Source organism: Pseudomonas sp. DrBHI1 (assembly GCF_002205115.1).
GTDB lineage: Bacteria > Pseudomonadota > Gammaproteobacteria > Pseudomonadales > Pseudomonadaceae > Aquipseudomonas > Aquipseudomonas mosselii.
Genome location: NZ_NIBE01000116.1, coordinates 20,740 through 41,241, shown reverse-complemented (window position 1 = coordinate 41,241; position 20,502 = coordinate 20,740). Strand labels below are relative to the sequence as shown.

Sequence of the window (20,502 nt, the reverse complement as noted above, 5' to 3'; positions counted from 1 at the left end):
GTCAGGCTTTAGCGTAGTTTGCTATTTGCGATGGTGTATTCAGCGCAAGCCCAGTCGCTTGGCCAGCCGGCTCAGGTTGGCCCGGTCCAGCCCCAGCTCTCGCGCCGCGGCGGCCCAGTTGTCATGGTGGCGATTCAGGCAGGCTTCGACGATCTGCCGCTGATAATCATCCACCGCTTCACGCAGCCCGCCCTCGGGCAACGGCACATCGGCCGACGGCGCTTCGGCTACTACCGGCATGGCCGGCGCCAGGTTGCGCAGGTCGAGGTCGGCCGCTTCCAGGGTGAGGATCTTCGGCCGCTGCCCGTGTTGCCCCAGCGCCTTGAGCGCCGAACGGCCGATCAAGTGCTCCAGCTCGCGCACATTGCCCGGCCAGCCGTAGGCCAGCAGCGCGGCCTGGGCGTCCGCGGACAGCCGCAGGCTGCCCAGCCCCAGGCGCGAGCGGTTCTGTTCGAGGAAATAGCCCGCCAGCAACAGCACGTCGCGACCCCGTTCGCGTAGCGGTGGCACGTGCAACGGATAGACGCTCAGGCGGTGATAGAAGTCGGCGCGGAAGTGGCCGCTGCGCACCTCCTCGGCCAGATCGCGGTTGGTCGCGGCGATCAGACGGACATCCACGCGGTGTTCGCGATCCGAGCCCAGCCGCTGCAGTTGCCCGCTTTGCAGTACCCGCAGCAGCTTGGCCTGTACCGCCAGGGGCAGTTCGCCAACCTCGTCGAGGAACAGCGTGCCGCCGTTGGCCAGCTCGAACTTGCCTCGGCGTTCGCCGTGGGCGCCGGTGAAGGCGCCGCGCACGTGGCCGAACAGTTCGCTCTCCACCAGGGTGTCGGGCAGCGCGGCGCAGTTGAGGCTGACCATCGGTTTGTCGGCGCGCTGGCTGGTGCGGTGCAGGGCCTGGGCCACCAGTTCCTTGCCGACGCCGGTCTCGCCGGTGATCAGCACGGTCAGGTCGCTGCCGCCGACCAGGCGGATCTCCTCGACCAGGCGCTTGTGCGCCTTGCTCTGGCCAATCAGTTCCCGGTCCTGGCCGCTGGCCTGGCGGTACACCTCGGCGCGCTGGTGTTCGTCCTCGGCGCGCGAGGCCAGGTGTTCGATGCGCTCGGCCACGGTCACCGTGGCGGCGGCCAGGCTGGCGAAGGCCTGCAAGGCGTCGAGCTCCAGGCTCTGGAACTGGCCGGGGGTGAGGGCGTCGAGGGTCAGCAGGCCCCAGGGGCGCTCGTCGACCATCAACGGGCAGCCCATGCAGTCGTGGACTTCGAGGTCGACATGCTCGGCATTGACCAGGCCGTCATAAGGGTCGGGCAACTGGCTGTCACTGGCGAAGCGGGTCGGCTCCGGGCGACTCAGGAGCACCTGGAAGCGCGGATGCTCGCTGACCTTGAAGCGCCGGCCCAAGGTGTCTGGCGACAGCCCGTCCACCGCCAGCGGCACCAGCCACTCACCGTCCAGGCGCAGCAGTGCCGCGGCATCGCAAGGCAGCAGGCCGCGCATGGCACCGAGCAGGCGGCGGTAGCGCTCCTGGTCGGGCAGGTCGCAGGAGAGGTCGCTGACCAGAGGGAGGAGGGCGGTGAGCAGGGGCTTTGCAGTCATATGGACTCCTGTTGGTCGTAATGACTATACGCCTGAGTGTGTCCTTATGACACTGATGTGCTCAAGAGCCTGATTTTATTGGTGTTTAAAGTTGGCACGATTGCTGAAATACCCCAGGCAACCATTCGAAGCCAAAGGCTCAGGAGTTGTCGCAATGCTCAATGCCGAACAACGTGCAATCATCAAGGCCACTGTCCCCCTGCTGGAAAGCGGTGGCGAGGCCCTGACCACCCACTTCTACAAACTGATGCTCAGCGAGTACCCCGAGGTGCGTCCGCTGTTCAACCAGGCCCACCAGGCCAGCGGCGACCAGCCGCGTGCCCTGGCCAACGGCGTGCTGATGTACGCCCGTCACATCGACCGGCTCGAGCAACTGGGCGGCCTGGTCGGGCAGATCATCAACAAGCATGTGGCCCTGCAGATTCTCCCCGAACATTATCCGATCGTTGGCAGCTGCCTGCTGCGCGCCATCGAGCAAGTGCTGGGCAAGGACATCGCCACCCCGGAAGTGATCGCCGCCTGGGCCGCCGCCTATGGCCAGCTGGCCGATATCCTCATCGGTGCGGAAGAGCACCTCTATAAGGAGAAGGAGCAGGCCGCTGGCGGCTGGCGCGGTACCCGTGAATTCCGCCTGGTGCGCCGCGAGCAGGAAAGCCGCGAGATCGTCTCGTTCTACTTCGCACCGCTCGATGGCAAGCCGGTGCTCAAGGCCGAGCCGGGCCAGTACATCGGCTTGCAGGTGTTCATCGATGGCCAGGAGCAGCGCCGCAACTACTCGCTATCGGCTCTGTGCGACGGCGAGCAGTACCGCATCAGCGTCAAGCGCGAAGCGGGTGGCAAGGTCTCCAACTACTTGCATGACGGCTTGATGGTCGGTGATACCCTGCAACTGTTCCCGCCATCCGGTGACTTCACCCTCGCCGCCAGCGACAAGCCGCTGGTGCTGATCAGTGGCGGGGTTGGCATCACCCCGACCCTGGCGATGCTCGAGGCGGCGCTCAAGACCGAGCGACCGGTGCACTTCATCCACTGCGCGCGAAATGGCGCGGTGCACGCCTTCCGCGACTGGATCGACGGGCTGGCGGCGCGCCACCCGCAGCTCAAGCGCTTCTATTGCTACGCCGAGGAAGATGGCAGCCAGGCCGCCGACGCCGTGGGCCTGCTGGACCAGGCGCTGCTGGGCGAGTGGCTGCCGCGTGAGCGTGACATCGACGCCTACTTCCTCGGGCCAAAGGGCTTCATGGCCGCGATCAAGCGCCAGCTCAAGGGCCTGGGCGTGCCGGAAGGGCAAGCGCGCTACGAGTTCTTCGGACCGGCGGCGGCGTTGGAGTGAAACGCTGAGCCCATCGCGGGGCTTGCCCCGCGATTCATCCCAATCGCTGCGGTTCGGCGTTCTGTCGGGCCGACAGCACCCGGATGCTCCCGGCCGTGGGTAATCGAGAACGAAACGGACGATGACATTCGGCGCTATCGATGTGGCCGAGCGCCGAACCGCAGCGATTGGGCCTGTCCCTTCACTATATAGAAAGAGATGAACGCCTCCACACCGGCGTTCATCTTTAATCCTCCTTTAATCACGGTATCCTTCACTCCTGGGTGTCGAGGGGCCTGCCCCTGTCCGGTGCTCAAGCTGGCACATTTTTCATGTTGGCCAGTGAACCGAAACCGACCCGCTCGGTCCTAGGTCATCAGTGGATAGCCACGCACGCCCCTGCTCGATGCATTCAAAGGTCATCTCCAGCGTGTAGACTGGGCGCCCCTCGGGCAGCCCACGCTGCCACTCTCCATCGAAGGAATCGGCAATGAACGAACTCTCATCGCGCCTGAACCGGGAACGGCGCTTTCTGGTGCTCCTCGGCGTGATCTGCCTTGCGCTGATCGGCGGCGCCCTGTACATGCAGGTAGTGCTGGGCGAGGCGCCGTGCCCGCTGTGCATCCTGCAGCGTTATGCCCTGCTGTTCATCGCGATCTTCGCCTTCATCGCCGCGGCCATGCCCGGGCGCCGTAGCCTGACCTTCTTCGAGGCGCTGGTGGTGCTCAGCGCCATCGGCGGGATCGTTGCGGCGGGCAACCATGTGTATATACTCGCCAACCCGATGGTGAGCTGTGGCATCGACACCCTGCAGCCCATCGTCGACGACCTGCCGCTGGCCAAGCTCTGGCCACTGGCCTTCCAGGTCGACGGTTTCTGCTCCACCCCGTATCCGCCGATCCTCGGCTTGTCGCTGGCGCAATGGGCGCTGATGGCCTTCGTCCTGACGGCGCTGCTGGTGCCCCTGGGAATCTACCGAAACCGACGTCGCGGTTAGACCAAAGTCCCGAATTGACCTGGGTCTATTGCACGGCAAGATAAGCCGCAAAGTGCGCCGCACGATTGATCCAGGTCAGCCATCAGCCCTTGCGCGGCAAGGGTTTCAGGGCTACTGGAAGGGGTGCGACAAACTGTCGCGAAGTTGATTTTTTGACCAGTATTGTTGCGCATTCTGTAAAAGACTGTTGCTCAATAAGTCATAGTCATCGTGGGGCGACCTATCTACAATCGCCCCCAATTTCCGTTCGGCACTGCTTGCAAGTCGCAGGATTGATGGAAGCCGCAGCGCTTTCCATTTGCTGACTTCGTCAAGTTTCGCCCAACGGCGATACCGGGCGGACCCCCCTCCGCGTTTTCCGCACCAAATGGACTTGGTCTGAAGTACAGGCCTGTTGCCTACGAAACCATAAGCACCGCACACCCGCTTGACGCCAAGATCCTGCAGTCGGATCCCTGGCAGGGGCGAGTACGGGCGCCAATTGCCGCACTTGGCAGGACGAAGTGTTGGCTACCAAAACACAAATTGCATTGAAGCAAGCTGATCTAGAGGTCGTGAGATGAGTAAAAAGCGTTACCCCAGACTGTTTGGCATATTGCCCTTTTTAGGCATGCTTTTACTCAGTGGGTGCAACTGGACCCTGCTCGACCCCAAGGGCCAGGTCGGCATTGAGCAGAAGAACCTGATCCTGATCGCCACCGGCCTGATGCTGCTGGTGGTCGTGCCCGTGATCATCATGACCCTGGCGTTCGCCTGGAAGTACCGTGCTTCCAACAAGGCCGCCACCTACACCCCCGACTGGTCGCACTCGACCAAGATCGAGGCCGCGGTGTGGATCATCCCGATCCTGATCATCATCGCCCTGGGTTACTTCACCTACCACTCCACCCACAAGCTGGACCCGTACCGTCCACTGGATTCCGATGTGAAGCCGGTGCAGATCGACGTGGTCGCGCTGGACTGGAAGTGGCTGTTCATCTACCCGGAGCAGGGCATCGCCACGGTCAACAAGATCGTCTTCCCGGCCAACACCCCGGTTAACTTCCGTGTCACCTCCGACGCCGTGATGAACTCCTTCTTCATCCCGGGTCTGGGCGGCCAGATCTACGCCATGGCCGGCATGACCACCAAACTGCACCTGATCGCCAACGAGAACGGTGTGTTTGACGGCATCTCCGCCAACTACAGCGGCGCCGGCTTCACCGGTATGAAATTCAAGGCTGTCGCCACTTCGCAAGCTGACTTCGATGCATGGGTCGCTGAAGTGAAGGCATCGCCGAAGAAACTGGACCAGGCCGAATATGACGCCTTGGCCAAAGCTAGCGAAAACAACCCAGTCGCGCTGTACAGCGAGGCTCCGGCTGACCAGTTCCAGCGCATCGTCGACAAGTACGAAGGCATGAACCGCGGTCGTCCGAACCACGAAGAAGCAGGCAGCAAAGATCTGGCCACCACCAAGGGTGTGGAATCGAGTATGCAACCAGCTGCCGGTGCAGAGGAGTAAGAGATGTTCGGTAAATTAACTCTGGAGGCGATACCGTATCACGAGCCGATAGTCATGGTGACGCTTGCCATGATCGCGCTCGGTGGTATCGCTGTCGTTGGTGCCATCACCTATTTCCGCAAGTGGACCTACTTGTGGACCGAGTGGCTGACCACGGTCGACCACAAGAAAATCGGCGTGATGTACATCATCGTCGCTATGGTCATGCTGCTGCGCGGCTTCGCCGACGCCATCATGATGCGTACCCAGCTGGCCGCCGCCACCGGTGGCTCGGAAGGCTACCTGCCGCCTGAACACTATGACCAGATCTTCACCGCCCACGGTGTGATCATGATCATCTTCATGGCGATGCCGTTCTTCACCGGCCTGATGAACCTCGCGGTTCCGTTGCAGATCGGTGCACGTGACGTTGCCTTCCCGTTCCTGAACTCCCTGAGCTTCTACCTGCTGCTGGCAGGCGTGCTGCTGGTCAACATCTCGCTGGGCGTTGGTGAATTCGCCAAGACCGGCTGGGTTGCCTATCCGCCGCTCGCGGGTATCCAGTACAGCCCTGGGGTGGGTGTCGATTACTACATCTGGGCGCTACAGCTCTCAGGCTTGGGTACGACACTGACAGGCGTGAACTTCCTCGTCACCGTGATGAAGATGCGCGCCCCTGGCATGAAGCTGATGGACATGCCGATCTTCACCTGGACCTGCACCTGGGCCAACGTGCTGATCGTCGCTTCCTTCCCGATCCTGACCGCCGCACTCGCCCTGCTGACCGTTGACCGTTATCTGGACTTCCACATCTTCACCAACGAGCTTGGTGGGAACCCGATGATGTACGTCAACCTGTTCTGGGCGTGGGGTCACCCTGAGGTCTACATCCTGATCCTGCCGGCCTTCGGCGTGTTCTCGGAAGTCACCTCGACCTTCGCAGGCAAGCGCCTGTTCGGTCACCACTCGATGATCTACGCCTCGGGCGCGATCGCCATCCTGGGCTTTGCGGTCTGGCTGCACCACTTCTTCACCATGGGTGCCGGCGCCAGCGTCAACACCTTCTTCGGCCTGGCGACGATGCTGATCTCCATTCCGACCGGTGTGAAGCTGTTCAACTGGCTGTTCACCATCTACCAGGGCCGTCTGCGCTTCACCGCGCCGATCATGTGGACCCTGGGCTTCATGGTCACCTTCTCCATCGGTGGCATGACCGGCGTCCTGCTGGCTGTTCCAGGTGCCGACTTCGTTCTGCACAACAGCCTGTTCGTGATCGCCCACTTCCACAACGTGATCATCGGTGGCGCGGTATTCGGCTACATCGCCGGCTTCGCCTTCTGGTTCCCGAAAGCCTTCGGTTTCACCCTGAACGAGAAGTGGGGCAAGGCTGCCTTCTGGTTCTGGATCTCCGGCTTCTACGTTGCGTTCATGCCGCTGTACGCCCTGGGCTTCATGGGCATGACCCGTCGTCTGAACCACTCCGACAACCCGCTGTGGGAACCCTACCTGTACGTGGCCGTGGTCGGCGCCGTGCTGATCCTGTTCGGTATCGCCTGCCAGCTGATCCAGATCTACGTCTCGGTTCGCGACCGCAAGGACAACATGGACGTCACTGGCGACCCATGGGGCGGCCGTACCCTGGAGTGGTCGACTTCGTCGCCACCTCCGTTCTACAACTTCGCTCACATGCCTGAGCATGTTGGCCTGGACGCCTGGCACGAAGCCAAGCAAGCCGGTGCCGCGTACAAAGCTCCGGCCAAGTACGAAGCGATCCACATGCCGAGCAACACTTCCACCGGTCTGTTCATGGGTCTGTTCCTGACCGTGTTCGGCTTCGCCTTCATCTGGCACATCTGGTGGCTGGTGGGTGCGAGCCTGGTTGCGACCATCGCCGTCTTCGTTCGCCACGCCGCGCGTGACGACCAGGGCTACATGGTGCCGGCCGAAGAAGTGGCGCGCATCGAAGGCGAGCGCATGAAAGCGCTGGCCAACGCTGGTGCACTGCCTGCCGGCGGCGCACGTGTCGAATCGTTTGAACGGGTGTAATCAATGTCCAGTCAAGTAATCCACGGTGGCGCGCATGGTCATGACCATGCGCACGATGACCACCACCACGACTCGGGCCAGATGACCGTCCTCGGTTTCTGGCTGTACCTGATGACCGACTGCATCCTGTTTGCGTCGCTCTTCGCCACCTACGCGGTGCTGTCCGGCAGTTTTGCCGGCGGCCCGTCGGGCCACGACATCTTCCAGCTCGACTTCGTGCTGGTTGAAACCGCGTTCCTGCTGCTGTCCTCGATCACCTTCGGCTTCGCCATGCTGAAGATGTTCGACGGCAAGAAGGCCGGCGTACTGGGCTGGTTGGCCGTGACCTTCCTGTTCGGTGCAGGCTTCATCGCGATGGAAATCTATGAATTCCATCACCTGATCGCCGAAGGTTTCGGCCCGCAGCGCAGCGGCTTCCTGTCGGGCTTCTTCGCCCTGGTGGGCACCCACGGTCTGCACGTGACCGCTGGCCTGATCTGGATGGCGATCATGATGTATCAGATCAACAAGCACGGCATCACGCCGACCGCCAAGACTCGCATGAGCTGCCTGAGCCTGTTCTGGCACTTCCTGGATGTGGTCTGGATCTGCGTGTTCACCGTCGTCTACCTGCTGGGAGTTCTGTAATGGCTAGCGCACACGACACTCATCACGAGGGTAACCACGGTAGCGTGAAGTCGTACATGATCGGCTTCGTCCTCTCGATCATCCTGACCGCGATTCCGTTCGGCCTGGTGATGTTCCCGAGCCTGCCGAAGAACCTGACCGTCCTGATCGTGGTGGCCATGGCCGTCATCCAGGTGGTTGTGCACCTGGTGTACTTCCTGCACATGGACCGCTCGAAAGAGCAGCGTTCCAACGTGTCGACGTTCCTGTTCACTACCCTGGTGATCGCTCTGCTGGTCGGCCTGTCGCTGTGGATCATGTTCAGCATCCACTTCGAAATGTTGGCCAAGTGAGGTAAGACTGCATGTCCGTGAAGCACTTTATCCAAATCACCAAACCGGGGATCATTTTCGGTAACGTGCTTTCCGTGGCAGGCGGTTTCTTCCTTGCCGCTAAGGGGCATGTGGATTTCGCCCTGTTCCTGGCGGTGGTGATCGGTACTTCCCTGGTGGTCGCGTCCGGATGCGTGTTCAACAACTGCATCGACCGTGACATCGACCACAAGATGGAACGTACCAAGAACCGCGTCATGGTTCAGGGCGGCATGTCGCTGCCCCTGGCGCTGATCTACGCCACCCTGCTCGGGGTGGCGGGTTTCAGCCTGCTGTATGTGCAAGCCAATCCGCTGGCGGCGTTCTGCGCCCTGGTCGGTTTCGTGGTCTACGTCGGTTTCTACAGCCTGTGGCTGAAGCGCAAATCGGTGCACGGTACCCTGGTCGGCAGCCTGTCCGGTGCCATGCCTCCGGTGATCGGCTACTGCGCCGTGAGCAACAGCTTCGACCTGGCCGCGGTGACCCTGCTGGTGATGTTCAGCCTGTGGCAGATGCCGCACAGCTTTGCCATCGCCATCTTCCGTTTCAAGGACTACAGCGCCGCCAACATTCCGGTCCTGCCGGTGGCACGCGGTATCCTCGCGGCGAAGAAGCAGATCGTGCTGTATGTGCTTGCCTTCGTGCTCGCCACCCTGATGCTGACCCTCGGCGGCTATGCCGGCCTGGGTTACCTCGCCGTGGCGGCGGCCATGGGCCTGTACTGGCTGTACATGGCCTGGGGCGGCTACAAGGCCGAGGACGACAGCAAGTGGGCCCGCAAGGTGTTTGGCTTCTCCATCCTCACCGTTACCGCCCTGAGCGTGATGATGGGCGTGGACAGCCAGACCGCGGCTGATGTGCTGATGACCTACGCGCGCTGATACAGCAGCCTGTTACACCAAGAACCCCGGCCATGTGCCGGGGTTTTTTTATGCTTTTTTCCTGTGTTTGCCCGCGAAGGGCCAGTGCTGGAAACATAAATCTCAAATTTCAAAAAAATAGTCTGAAAAAATCCAACAAAACAGGAAATTATCTTTTGCATTAACTGTGTTTCGGCACTATCTTCTGATTCAGGCCGCCGCAGCGGCCAGCGTCGCTCGGACGGTTCCGGGCGCTTACGTCTGCAGAGGAACACATGGCCAACCCAGGTTCGCCGCGCCGCTTCGCGCGCATCGATCGTCTCCCCCCGTACGTCTTCAACATCACCGCCGAGCTCAAGATGGCCGCCCGCCGACGTGGCGAGGACATCATCGACCTGAGCATGGGCAACCCCGATGGCGCCACGCCGCCGCACATCGTCGAGAAGCTGGTGCAGGTCGCCCAGCGCGAGGACACCCACGGCTATTCCACCTCCCGTGGCATCCCGCGCCTGCGCCGGGCCATTTCCAACTGGTACAAGGAACGCTACGACGTCGCCATTGACCCGGAAAGCGAGGCCATCGTCACCATCGGCTCGAAAGAGGGCCTGGCGCACCTGATGCTCGGCACCCTCGACCATGGCGATACGGTACTGGTGCCCAACCCCAGCTACCCGATCCACATCTACGGCGCGGTGATCGCCGGCGCCCAGGTGCGCTCCGTGCCGCTGGTGCCGGGGGTGGATTTTTTCAACGAGCTGGAGCGGGCGATCCGCGAGTCGATCCCCAAGCCGAAGATGATGATCCTGGGCTTTCCGTCCAACCCCACCGCCCAGTGCGTCGAGCTGGACTTCTTCGAGCGCGTGGTGGCCCTGGCCAAGCAGTACGATGTGTTGGTGGTGCACGACCTGGCCTACGCCGACATCGTCTACGACGGATGGAAGGCGCCGTCGATCATGCAGGTGCCGGGCGCCAAGGACATCGCCGTGGAGTTCTTCACCCTGTCCAAGAGCTACAACATGGCGGGCTGGCGGATCGGCTTCATGGTCGGCAACCCCGAGCTGGTCAGCGCCCTGGCGCGGATCAAGAGCTACCACGACTACGGCACCTTCACCCCGCTGCAGGTGGCCGCCATCGCCGCCCTGGAAGGCGACCAGCAGTGCGTGCGCGATATCGCCGAGCAGTACCGTCAGCGCCGCAACCTGCTGGTCAAGGGCCTGCACGAGATGGGCTGGATGGTCGAGAACCCCAAGGCCTCGATGTATGTCTGGGCCAAGATCCCCGAGGCCTATGCGCACCTGGGGTCGCTGGAGTTCGCCAAGAAACTGCTGGCCGAGGCCAAGGTCTGCGTGTCGCCGGGGATCGGCTTCGGTGACTACGGCGACGATCATGTGCGCTTTGCCCTGATCGAGAACCAGGACCGGATCCGCCAGGCCATTCGCGGCATTCGCCAGATGTTCCGGGCCGATGGTGTGACCCGCAAGTAAGCCGTTCACCCTGATCGCGGGGCAAGCCCGCTCCCACGCCATTCAGTGGGAGCGGGCGTGCCCCGCGATGCGTTTGCGCCGATCAGCGGCGATCTTTTTTTGCGTCCCCCTCTTCTCAGCCGTTCGCGCCTGGATTACAAATAGCGCCGCGGGCGCTCGCCCCGATAACAACAACCTCCTTCCCTGGCCATCATGTCCGATCAGAACCCTTGCCTGACCTGCGGCGCCTGCTGCGGCTACTTTCGTGTGTCTTTCTTCTGGGGTGAATGCCAGTCCGCCGGTGGCGTGGTGCCCGACGATCTGGTGGTGCAGATCAATCCGACCCGGGTCGCCATGATCGGCACCGACGCCAAGCCTTGCCGCTGCGTCAGCCTGGGCGGCGAGATCGGCACGCAAGTGGCGTGCTCCATTTATGAGAACCGCTCCAGCCCCTGCCGCGAGTTCGAGGCCTCGTGGAAAAACGGTGTGCACAACCCCAGCTGTGACGACGCACGGGCGGCCTATGGTCTGCCACCGCTGACACCACCGGGCGCCAATGAGCCGCATTGGCCGGAAGAGGGAGCGGAGGTCGCCTGAAAGTCGACCTGCCTTCCGAGCGACGGTACGGCGATGGGAATTGCCCCGTGATGGCCGTATGGCCTTATCGCGGGTAGGCTTGCTTTCACACACCGCCGTACATTTTGGCCTCCGCCATTACCGCTCGTCGGTTGGATCCAATGCTCGGGTGGCTGAAACCCGCGAAACACGTGCCGCCTCGACAAAGTATTAACACCATTTGACCGTCCCCTGCGCCGTATTGCCCGCGCCTGAGCGGCTACACATTCCTTCAAAGGATATTCGTAGCCATAGATCAGGCGTTTCGGCCGTCGCGTGTTCCACTGCTCTTTTCTGCCCTGCTGTGCACGCATTCAAGGACTGAAGTGCCTGATCCACGAAGGAGCTCTACGTGGACAGACGTGCCGCCCCCCGTTCACCCGCCCGTTTCTCGCAACTGTCGCTGGCTGTCAGCCTGGCTGTCGGTGCGATGGCATTTGGTCTGTCCAGCGAACAGGCGCTGGCCGTCTGTAGCGCGGCCGGTTCGACGATCACCTGCAACGGCGCTGCCAACCCGCTGGCGCCGAGCTATACCAATGGCGGCAGTGGCCTTACCGTCAACGTCAACCCAGGCGCGAGCCTGGGTACCTTGCTGGGCGTGGGCGGCACTTCGTTGTCACTGGCCGGGAACAACAACACCCTGAACAACTCCGGCACCATCGACCCGACGTTGCTCGGGCTGCTGAGCATCCAGTCCTCCGCCGTGCTGATCGGCAACACCGGCACCGGCAGCATCCTCAACATCAACAACAACGCCACGGGCGTGATCAAGGGCACCGGCGCCTTGCTCGGCGCCAACCTGCTGAACCTCACCGGCATGGCGCTGGACGCGCGCAACGGCGCCGGCGGCACCACCACCATCAGTAACGCCGGCAGTATCGGCTCCTCGGCGCTGGCCAGCCTCACGCTGGTGAGCGAGGACACGCCGGTCATCGCCGTGACCGGCGGCAGCACGGTGAACTTCACCAACACCGGCACCATCCTTGGCCGTGCCGCGTTCGAGGCTTCCGCGGCTGGCAACACCTTCACCAACGCCGGGACCCTGACCGGCAGCCTGTCGATGGGGGCCAACAGCACCAACCGCTTCAACGCCATCACCGGCTCCAGCGTTGGGGCAGGGCTTGGCGTCGGCGTGGCCTTGCTGGTCACCAGCAACCCGAACCTTGCCTACGCGGCAGCTGGCAAGATCGACGGCGGCGCAGGCGGCACTAATACCTTGGCATTGCAAAACGCCATTGGCGGCGGCAGTGGGACCAGTGGCAGCGGCACGATCAACGCCACCAACTACATCAACTTCAGCCGCCTGATTGTCGACGCCGGCACCTGGAGCCTGATCGGCCAGGTGCTCAACGGCACCACCCAGACCACCCTCAACGGTGGCCAGCTCAACTTCGACAACGCCAGCGCCTTCGGTAGCGGTGCCATTACCGTCAATGGGGGTGGGCTGGCGGGGACTGTCGGTGGTCTGAGCCTGGCCAACAACTTCATCCTCAACGCCGGTCTGAGCGTCGGCGGCGCCACCGACATGGCCCTCAATGGCGTGGTTTCGGGTGTCGGCGGGCTGACCAAAACCGGCGCCGGGCTGCTCACCCTTGGCGCCACCAACACCTACAGTGGCGGCACCACCCTCGCCGCCGGCGGTCTCAACCTGACCAGTGCCGCGGCGCTGGGCAGTGGCGGCCTCACCGTCAGCGGCGCCAGCAGCCTGCAGGGCAGCGTGCCGCTGGTGTTGAACAGCAACGTGGCATTGAACGCGGCGTTGACCTTGCCCGGCAGCAATGCCCTGACTCTGGGGGGCGTGCTCAGCGGCACCGGTTCGCTGGTCAAGAGCGGTAGCGGTGGCTTGACGCTGAACGGCGTCAACACCTACAGCGGCGGCACGACCCTGGGCAGCGGTACCCTCACCCTCGGCAACGCCAGCGCCCTGGGCAGCGGCGCGTTGGCACTGAGCGGCAACGGCACCCTGGACACCACGGCGACCATGGCCCTTGGCAATGCCATCAATCTGGGCAGCAGTACCCTGACCTTGCCGGGCAATAACGCCTTGACGCTCAACGGCGTGATTGGCGGCAGCGGCAGCCTGACCAAGAATGGCACCGCCGACCTCACTCTCAACGGCGTCAACACCTACAGCGGCACCACCACTCTGGGCGGTGGCAAGCTCACCGTCGGCAACAGCGCGGCGCTGGGCACCAGCGGCCTGACCCTGGGCGGCAATGCCAGCCTGGACGCCAGCAGCGCGGTCAGCCTGGGCAATGCGATCAACCTGGGGGCCAACACCCTTGACCTGCTGGGCACCAGCGCCACCACCCTGGGCGGTGTCATCAGCGGGACTGGCGCGCTGGTCAAGAATGGCGCCGGCGACCTGACCCTCAATGGCAACAACACCTTCAGCGGCGGCCTGACGCTCAACACCGGCAAGCTCACCGTCGGGCACAGCAATGCGCTGGGCAGCGGAGCGCTGACCCTGGGCGGCAACGTCAGCCTCGATGCCGGTACCGCGGTCAACCTGGGCAACGCGGTCAACCTCGGCGCCAACACCCTCAACCTGCTGGGCACCAGTGCCACGACCCTGGGTGGTGTCATCAGCGGTACCGGCGCGCTGGTCAAGAACGGCAGCGCCGGCCTGACCCTCAACGGCAGCAACACCTTCAGCGGCGGCACCACCCTCAATGGCGGCGTGCTGACCGTGGGCAACAACAATGCCCTGGGCACCGGCGCGCTGTCCCTGGGCGGCAATGCCAGCCTCGATGCGGGCGTGGCGGTCAACCTGGGCAACGCCATCAACCTGGGTGGCAACACACTCACTCTGCCGGGCACGAGTGCCACCACCCTGGGTGGCGTGATCAGCGGCACCGGGGCGCTGGTCAAGAATGGCAGCAGCAACCTGACCCTGGGTGGCGCCAACACCTTCAGCGGCGGGCTGACCCTCAATGCCGGTACCCTGACCCTGGCCACCGCGGCGGCCCTGGGCACGGGCGGCTTGACCGTCGGTGGGGCCTCGACCCTGGCCAACACGGCAGCGATGACCCTGAACAATGGCGTCAATCTCGGCGCCGACCTGACCCTCGCCGGCGCCAACAACCTCACGCTGGCCGGCAACCTCGGCGGCAGCGGCGGCCTGATCAAGAACGGCAGCGCCAGCCTGACCCTGAGTGGCAACAACACCCAGAACGGCGCCACGGCGCTGAACGCCGGCACCCTGGTGCTCGGCAGCAACACCGCGCTGGGCACCGGCGCGCTCAATGCCGCGGCCAACACCACCCTGGATACCAGTGTCGCCGGGCTGAACATCGGTAACGCCCTCAACCTGGCCGGCAACCTGAACCTGCCCGGCAGCAACGACCTGACCCTGAGCGGCGTCATTGCCGGCGCCGGCGGCATCACCAAGGGCGGCAACACCACCTTGACCCTGACCGGTGCCAACACCAACAGCGGCTCCACCTTCCTCAACGCCGGCACCCTAATGGTCGGCAACAACACCGCGCTGGGCACCGGAACCCTCAACACCGCAGCCGGCACCCACCTGGACGCCAGCACGGCCGTGAGCCTGGCCAACGACGCCATCATCGCCGGCCCCCTGACCATCGACGGCACCGCCAACCTGGGCTTGAGCGGCGTGCTCAGCGGCATCGGCTCGCTGGTCAAGAACGGCAACGCCAGCCTGACCCTGAGCGGCAACAACGTCTTCACCAACGGCACCCAGCTCAACGCCGGTACGCTGGTCCTGGGCAGCAACACGGCATTGGGCATCGGTAGCCTGACCCTGGGTGGCAACGCCAACCTCGACACCAGCAGCGCTGTCGCGGCCACCAACACCATCAGCCTCGGCGCCAACACCCTGACCGTGCTGGGCAGCAACGCCACCACCCTGACCGGGCAGATCAGCGGTACCGGCGCGCTGGTCAAGAGCGGCAGCGCCGCCCTGACCCTCAACGGCAACAACACCTACAGCGGCGGCACCACCCTCAACGGTGGGTTGCTGACCCTGGGCAACAACAATGCCCTGGGCACCGGCGGCTTGACCCTGGGTGGCAACGCCAGCCTCGACAGCAGCGGCACCCTCAACCTGGGCAACGCCATCAACCTCGCCGGCAATACCCTGACCCTGGCAGGCAGCAATGCCACCACCCTAGGCGGCGTGATCAGTGGCACTGGCGCACTGACCAAGAACGGCAGCACCAACCTGACCCTGTCAGGCGCCAACACCTTCAGCGGTGGTCTCAACCTCAATGCCGGGACCTTGACCCTGGCCAGCGCCGCCGCGCTGGGAACCGGCGCGCTGAACGTCGGCGGCGCGGCCACCCTGGCCAACGCCACGGCCATGACCCTGAACAACGCCATCAACCTCGCAGCCGACCTGTCCCTGCCCACCACCAGCAACCTCACCCTGGCCGGCAACCTCAGTGGCACCGGCGGCCTGGTCAAGAGCGGCAGCGCCACCCTGACCCTGAGCGGCAACAACACCCACAGCGGCGCCACCGCGCTCAACGCCGGCACCCTGGTACTGGGCAGCAACACCGCCCTGGGCACTGGCGCGCTGAATGCCGCCAACAACACCACCCTGGACACCAGCGTCGCCGGCCTGAATATCGGCAACGCGCTGAACCTGGCCGGCAACTTCATCCTGCCCGGCAGCAACGACCTGACCCTGAGCGGCACCATCGCCGGCGCCGGCGGCATCACCAAGAACGGCGCCACCCGCCTGACCCTGACCGGCAACAACAGCAACAGCGGCATCACCCGTCTGAACGCCGGTACCCTGGTGGTCGGCAGCAATACCGCGCTGGGCACCGGCACCCTCAACACCCTGGCCGGCACCCACCTGGATGCCAGCACCGCGGTCAGCCTGGCCAACGACGTCACCATCGCCGGCCCCCTGACCATCGACGGCAGCGCCGACCTGGGCCTGAGCGGCGTGGTCAGCGGCATCGGTTCGCTGGTCAAGAACGGCAACGCCAACCTGACCCTGAGTGGCAACAACCTCTACACCAACGGCACCCAGCTCAATGCCGGCACGCTCACCCTTGGCAGCAACACTGCGCTGGGGATCGGCGCCCTGACCCTGGGCGGCAACGCCAACCTCGACGCCAGCACCGCCGTGGCGGTGACCAACGGCATCAGCCTGGGCAGCAACACCCTGAGCGTGCTGGGCAGCAATGCCACCACCCTCGGTGGCCTGATCAGCGGCAGTGGCGCGCTGGTCAAGAATGGCAGCGCCGGGCTGACCCTCAACGGCAACAACACCTACAGCGGCGGCACCACCCTCAATGCCGGGCTGCTGACCCTGGGCAACAACAACGCCATCGGCAGCGGCGCCCTGAGCGTGGGCGGCAATGCCAGCCTCGACGGCAGCGCCGCGCTCAACCTGGGCAACGCCATCAACCTCGGCACCGGCGCCACCCTGACCTTGCCGGGCAGCAATACCACCACCCTTGCTGGCGTGATCAGCGGCGCTGGCGCGCTGACCAAGAACGGCAGCACCAACCTGACCTTGTCAGGCGCCAACACCTTCAGCGGGGGGCTCAACCTCAACGCCGGCACCCTGACCCTGGCCAATGCCGCGGCGCTGGGGACTGGCGCGCTGAACGTCGGGGGGGCCGCAACCCTGGTCAACAGCGTGGCGATGACCCTGGGCAACGATGTCAACCTCGGCGCCAACCTGACCCTCGGCGGCAGCAACAACCTGACCCTTGGCGGCGTGCTCGCAGGCACCGGCGGCTTGGTCAAGAACGGTGTGTCCGACCTGACGCTGACCGGCAACAACACCTTCAGCGGTGCCATCGACCTGCTCGGCGGCAGCATCACCACGGTCGGTACCACGGCCCTGGGCAATACCTCGGCGGTCAGTGTCGGTGCCGGCACCAGCCTCAACCTCGGCGCCAGCGCCACCATCGGTGGCCTGAGCGGTGCCGGTACGGTGAACATCGCCGCTGGTGGCGCCCTGACCCTGGGCGGCAACAACCTCAACAGCGTGTTCAGCGGTGCATTGGCCGGCAGCGGTGGGTTGGTCAAGACCGGCACTGGCAGCTTCGAGCTGTCCGGGGTCAACGTGCTAGGTGGCAACACCACGGTCAATGCCGGCCTGCTCAATGTCACCGGCTCGCTGGCCAGCCCCGGCGTGCAGGTCAACAGCGGTGCCAGCCTCGGCGGCACCGGCAGCTTGCTGGGGGCGGTCGACATCGCCAACGGCGCGCACCTGCTGGCCAACAGCGGTGCGACCCTCAGTACCGGCGCGCTGACCCTGCACAGTGGCTCGATCCTCGACTTCGGCCTGGGCTCGCCAGCCACTGGCGGTACCGCGCTGGTCAACGTCAACGGCAACCTGACCCTGGACGGCACCCTCAACGTCACCGACGTCGGCGGCTTCGGCACCGGTATCTACCGGCTGTTCGACTACACCGGCGCGCTGGTCGACAACGGCCTGCTGGTCGGCAACGTGCCAGGCGCCATGCTGCCTGGCGACCTGCAGGTGCAGACCTCGATCGGTAGCCAGGTCAACCTGCTTGTCGGCGGCGCCTCCGGCACCGTGCAGTTCTGGGATGGCGGCCAAAGCGTGCCCAATGGCGTGATCGACGGCGGCACCGGCACCTGGAATGGCAGCAACACCAACTGGACCGATGTCAACGGTGTGCTCAACGGCAGCTGGGCCAGCGACTTCGCGGTATTCCAGGGCACTGCAGGGGATGTCACCGTGGTCGGCACCCAGGCCGCCACTGGCCTGCAGTTCGTCACCAACGGCTACCGACTGATCGGCGCCGGTGGGCTGGACCTGGTCAACGGCAGCAACGGCGCCTTCGCCGTGCGTGTCGACCCCGGCGTCACCGCGACCCTCAACGTTGGCCTCTCGGGCAACGGCCAACTGGCCAAGCTCGACAGCGGCACCTTGGTGCTCAATGGCGCCAACAGCTACACCGGCGGCACCCTGCTCAACGGTGGCACGATCGTGGTCGGCAACAACACCGCTTTGGGTAGCGGTTCTGTCAGTACCGCCAACGGCACCACCTTGGACAGCAACACCGCCGTGACCCTTGGCAACGCCTTCAATCTCAGCGGTGCCCTGACCGTCGCGGGCTCCGCCGACCTGGGGCTGTCCGGCGTGGTCTCCGGCCTTGGCAGCCTGGTCAAGGCCGGCGGCGCCAACCTGACCCTGGGTAACGCCAACACCTACAGTGGCGGCACCAGCCTGGGTGCCGGTACCTTGACCCTCGGCAACGCCCAGGCGTTGGGTACTGGCGGCCTGACCGTCACCGGCGCCGCCAGTCTGGACACCTCCGGTAACCTGGCACTGGGCAATACCGTCGCCCTGAATGCCAACCTCACCCTGCCGGGAACAAACGACCTCAGCTTCAACGGAGCGCTCAGTGGCACCGGGGGCCTGGTCAAGACAGGTTCCGGCACGCTCACCCTCAACGGCAGCAACAGCCAGCAGGGCAGCACCAGCCTGAACGGCGGCACCCTCGTGGTAGGCAGCAACACCGCGCTGGGCACCGGTGCGCTGAACGCAGTCGGTGGCACCACCCTGAGCAGCAATGCCAACGTCACCCTGGCCAACCAGCTCAACCTGGCCGGCAACCTGACCATCGCCGGGGCGCAGAACCTGACCCTGGGCGGCAACGTCAACGGCGTCGGCGGCCTGACCAAGACCGGCAGCGGCACCCTGACCCTGAACGGCACCAATGGCAACCTGGGCAACACCAACCTCAATGCCGGTACCCTGGTGCTCGGTAGTGCCAGCGCCCTCGGCCTTGGCCAGCTCAACGCGGCGGCCGGCACCACGCTGGACAGCGCTGCGGCGATCAACATCGGCAACACCGTCAACCTGGGCGGCGACCTCACCATCACCGGCAGCAACGACCTGGGGCTGGGAGGGCTGGTCACCGGTGCCGGTAGCCTGATCAAGAACGGTGCCAGCAACCTTACCCTCAGTGGCGCCAACACCCTGATCGGCGGCGTGACCCTCAATGCCGGCACGCTTACCCTGGGCAACAACCAGGCGCTGGGCACTGGCACCCTGACTGTCGGTGGCGACAGCAACCTGGCCACCACCGGCGCCCTGACCCTGGCCAATCAGGTGACGCTCAACAGCACCCTGAACCTGACCGGCAACAACAACCTGGCCCTCAATGGCGTGATCAGCGGCACCGGCGGCCTGAGCAAGACCGGCAGCGGCAACCTGACCCTCGGCGCCGCCAACACCTACCAGGGCACCACCACCCTTGGCGGCGGCACCCTGACCCTGGGTAACAACACCGCCCTGGGCACGGGCAACCTGGCGGTGACCGGCAACAGCACCCTGGCCACCATCGGCGTACTGCAGGTGGCCAACGCCATTGGCCTTGGTGCCGGTACCACCCTCGGCATCAACAACACCCAGACCCTGACCCTCGATGGCGTCATCAGCGGTGCCGGGGCGTTGAACAAACTGGGTGCCGGGCAACTGGTGCTCAATGGCAGCAACACCTACGCCGGCGGCACCTCGCTGCAGGCCGGCAGCCTGCTGCTGGGCAATGCCGGCGCCCTGGGCAGCGGAGCACTGACCGTCAACGGCGCCGCCAGCCTCGATGCCAGCCAGGCGCTGGCGCTGGTGAACGCCATCAACCTCGCCGGTGGCAACCTGACCCTTGGCGGCAGCCAGGCGCTGACCCTCAACGGCGTGATCTCCGGCAGCAACGGCCTGGTCAAGAACGGCGCCGCTACCCTGGCCCTGAACGGCAACAACACCTACAGCGGCGGCACCACCCTCAACGCCGGCACTCTGGTGGTCGGCAGCAACACCGCGCTGGGCAGCGGTGACCTCAGCACCGGCGCCAACACCAGCCTCGATGCCGGCGGCGCGGGCGTCACCCTGGCCAACAATGTGCATCTGGGCGGTACCCTCAACCTGCCGGCCAGCGCCGACCTGACCCTCAACGGCGTGGTGGATGGCGTCGGCGGCCTGAACAAGTCGGGCGCCGCGACCCTTACCCTCAACGGCGCCAACAACTACCTGGGCGGCACCACCCTGAATGCTGGCCGGTTGGTGGTCGGCAACGACAACGCGTTGGGGCAGGGCGCCCTGACCGTCGCCGGGGCCTCGACCCTGAGCAGCGGCGCCAGTACCGCCCTGGCCAACAACGTCACCCTCAACGCCGGCCTGACCGTCGATGGCGGCAACGA

At 64.6% G+C, this 20,502-nt stretch carries 11 protein-coding genes; 10 read left to right on the top strand and 1 reads right to left on the bottom strand.

The genetic code is table 11. The features are described from left to right. Positions 1–39: 39 nt before the first annotated feature. Positions 40–1,590, bottom strand: a complete 1,551-nt coding sequence (gene norR / locus CC207_RS21940) for a nitric oxide reductase transcriptional regulator NorR (RefSeq protein WP_088852755.1) — start codon at positions 1,588–1,590, stop codon at positions 40–42. A gap of 154 nt (positions 1,591–1,744) precedes the next feature. Here norR and hmpA point away from each other — a divergent pair, with 154 nt between their 5' ends. From hmpA to CC207_RS27270, 10 genes are all read left to right on the top strand, one after another. Then, positions 1,745–2,923: an NO-inducible flavohemoprotein gene (gene hmpA / locus CC207_RS21935; RefSeq protein ID WP_028689804.1), complete on the top strand. Its 1,179-nt coding sequence runs from the start codon at positions 1,745–1,747 to the stop codon at positions 2,921–2,923. A 469-nt stretch (positions 2,924–3,392) separates the two neighbouring features. After that, entirely contained in the window at positions 3,393–3,899 is a 507-nt protein-coding gene (locus tag CC207_RS21930; protein WP_088852754.1) for a disulfide bond formation protein B, read from the top strand. Positions 3,900–4,458: 559 nt separating this feature from the next. Continuing rightward, positions 4,459–5,403 carry a ubiquinol oxidase subunit II gene (gene cyoA / locus CC207_RS21925; protein ID WP_028689802.1) on the top strand — a complete coding sequence of 315 codons (945 nt, stop codon included), beginning with the start codon at positions 4,459–4,461 and terminating at the stop codon, positions 5,401–5,403. Positions 5,404–5,406: 3 nt separating this feature from the next. Beyond that, on the top strand, positions 5,407–7,428 hold the full coding sequence (gene cyoB, locus CC207_RS21920) for a cytochrome o ubiquinol oxidase subunit I (protein ID WP_028689801.1): 2,022 nt from the start codon (positions 5,407–5,409) through the stop codon (positions 7,426–7,428). 3 nt (positions 7,429–7,431) lie between these two features. Further along, positions 7,432–8,055, top strand: coding sequence for a cytochrome o ubiquinol oxidase subunit III (gene cyoC / locus CC207_RS21915; protein ID WP_028689800.1), 624 nt, complete (start codon positions 7,432–7,434; stop codon positions 8,053–8,055). Further along, positions 8,055–8,387: a cytochrome o ubiquinol oxidase subunit IV gene (gene cyoD / locus CC207_RS21910; RefSeq protein ID WP_028689799.1), complete on the top strand. Its 333-nt coding sequence runs from the start codon at positions 8,055–8,057 to the stop codon at positions 8,385–8,387. The genes cyoC and cyoD overlap by 1 nt, the downstream gene beginning before the upstream one ends. Before the next feature lie 11 nt (positions 8,388–8,398). Beyond that, positions 8,399–9,286 (top strand): heme o synthase, encoded by an 888-nt coding sequence (cyoE, locus tag CC207_RS21905; protein ID WP_028689798.1) that lies wholly within the window; start codon positions 8,399–8,401, stop codon positions 9,284–9,286. A 254-nt stretch (positions 9,287–9,540) separates the two neighbouring features. Next, complete coding sequence (gene alaC, locus CC207_RS21900; protein WP_028689797.1) at positions 9,541–10,749, top strand: alanine transaminase; 1,209 nt, start codon at positions 9,541–9,543, stop codon at positions 10,747–10,749. Positions 10,750–10,941: 192 nt separating this feature from the next. Then, positions 10,942–11,325: a YkgJ family cysteine cluster protein gene (locus CC207_RS21895; RefSeq protein ID WP_088852753.1), complete on the top strand. Its 384-nt coding sequence runs from the start codon at positions 10,942–10,944 to the stop codon at positions 11,323–11,325. Positions 11,326–11,695: 370 nt separating this feature from the next. After that, the coding region (locus CC207_RS27270; protein ID WP_218192832.1) for an autotransporter-associated beta strand repeat-containing protein at positions 11,696–20,502 on the top strand (8,807 nt) is incomplete at its 3' end.

Excerpts from the sequence above, each read along its gene's own strand:
- hmpA (WP_028689804.1), top strand. The coding sequence starts at position 1,745 with ATGCTCAATGCCGAACAACGTGCAATCATCAAGGCCACTGTCCCCCTG.
- cyoD (WP_028689799.1), top strand. The coding sequence starts at position 8,055 with ATGGCTAGCGCACACGACACTCATCACGAGGGTAACCACGGTAGCGTG.
- CC207_RS21930 (WP_088852754.1), top strand. The coding sequence starts at position 3,393 with ATGAACGAACTCTCATCGCGCCTGAACCGGGAACGGCGCTTTCTGGTG.
- alaC (WP_028689797.1), top strand. The coding sequence starts at position 9,541 with ATGGCCAACCCAGGTTCGCCGCGCCGCTTCGCGCGCATCGATCGTCTC.
- cyoB (WP_028689801.1), top strand. The coding sequence starts at position 5,407 with ATGTTCGGTAAATTAACTCTGGAGGCGATACCGTATCACGAGCCGATA.
- CC207_RS21895 (WP_088852753.1), top strand. The coding sequence starts at position 10,942 with ATGTCCGATCAGAACCCTTGCCTGACCTGCGGCGCCTGCTGCGGCTAC.
- cyoC (WP_028689800.1), top strand. The coding sequence starts at position 7,432 with ATGTCCAGTCAAGTAATCCACGGTGGCGCGCATGGTCATGACCATGCG.
- cyoE (WP_028689798.1), top strand. The coding sequence starts at position 8,399 with ATGTCCGTGAAGCACTTTATCCAAATCACCAAACCGGGGATCATTTTC.
- cyoA (WP_028689802.1), top strand. The coding sequence starts at position 4,459 with ATGAGTAAAAAGCGTTACCCCAGACTGTTTGGCATATTGCCCTTTTTA.
- norR (WP_088852755.1), bottom strand. The coding sequence starts at position 1,590 with ATGACTGCAAAGCCCCTGCTCACCGCCCTCCTCCCTCTGGTCAGCGAC.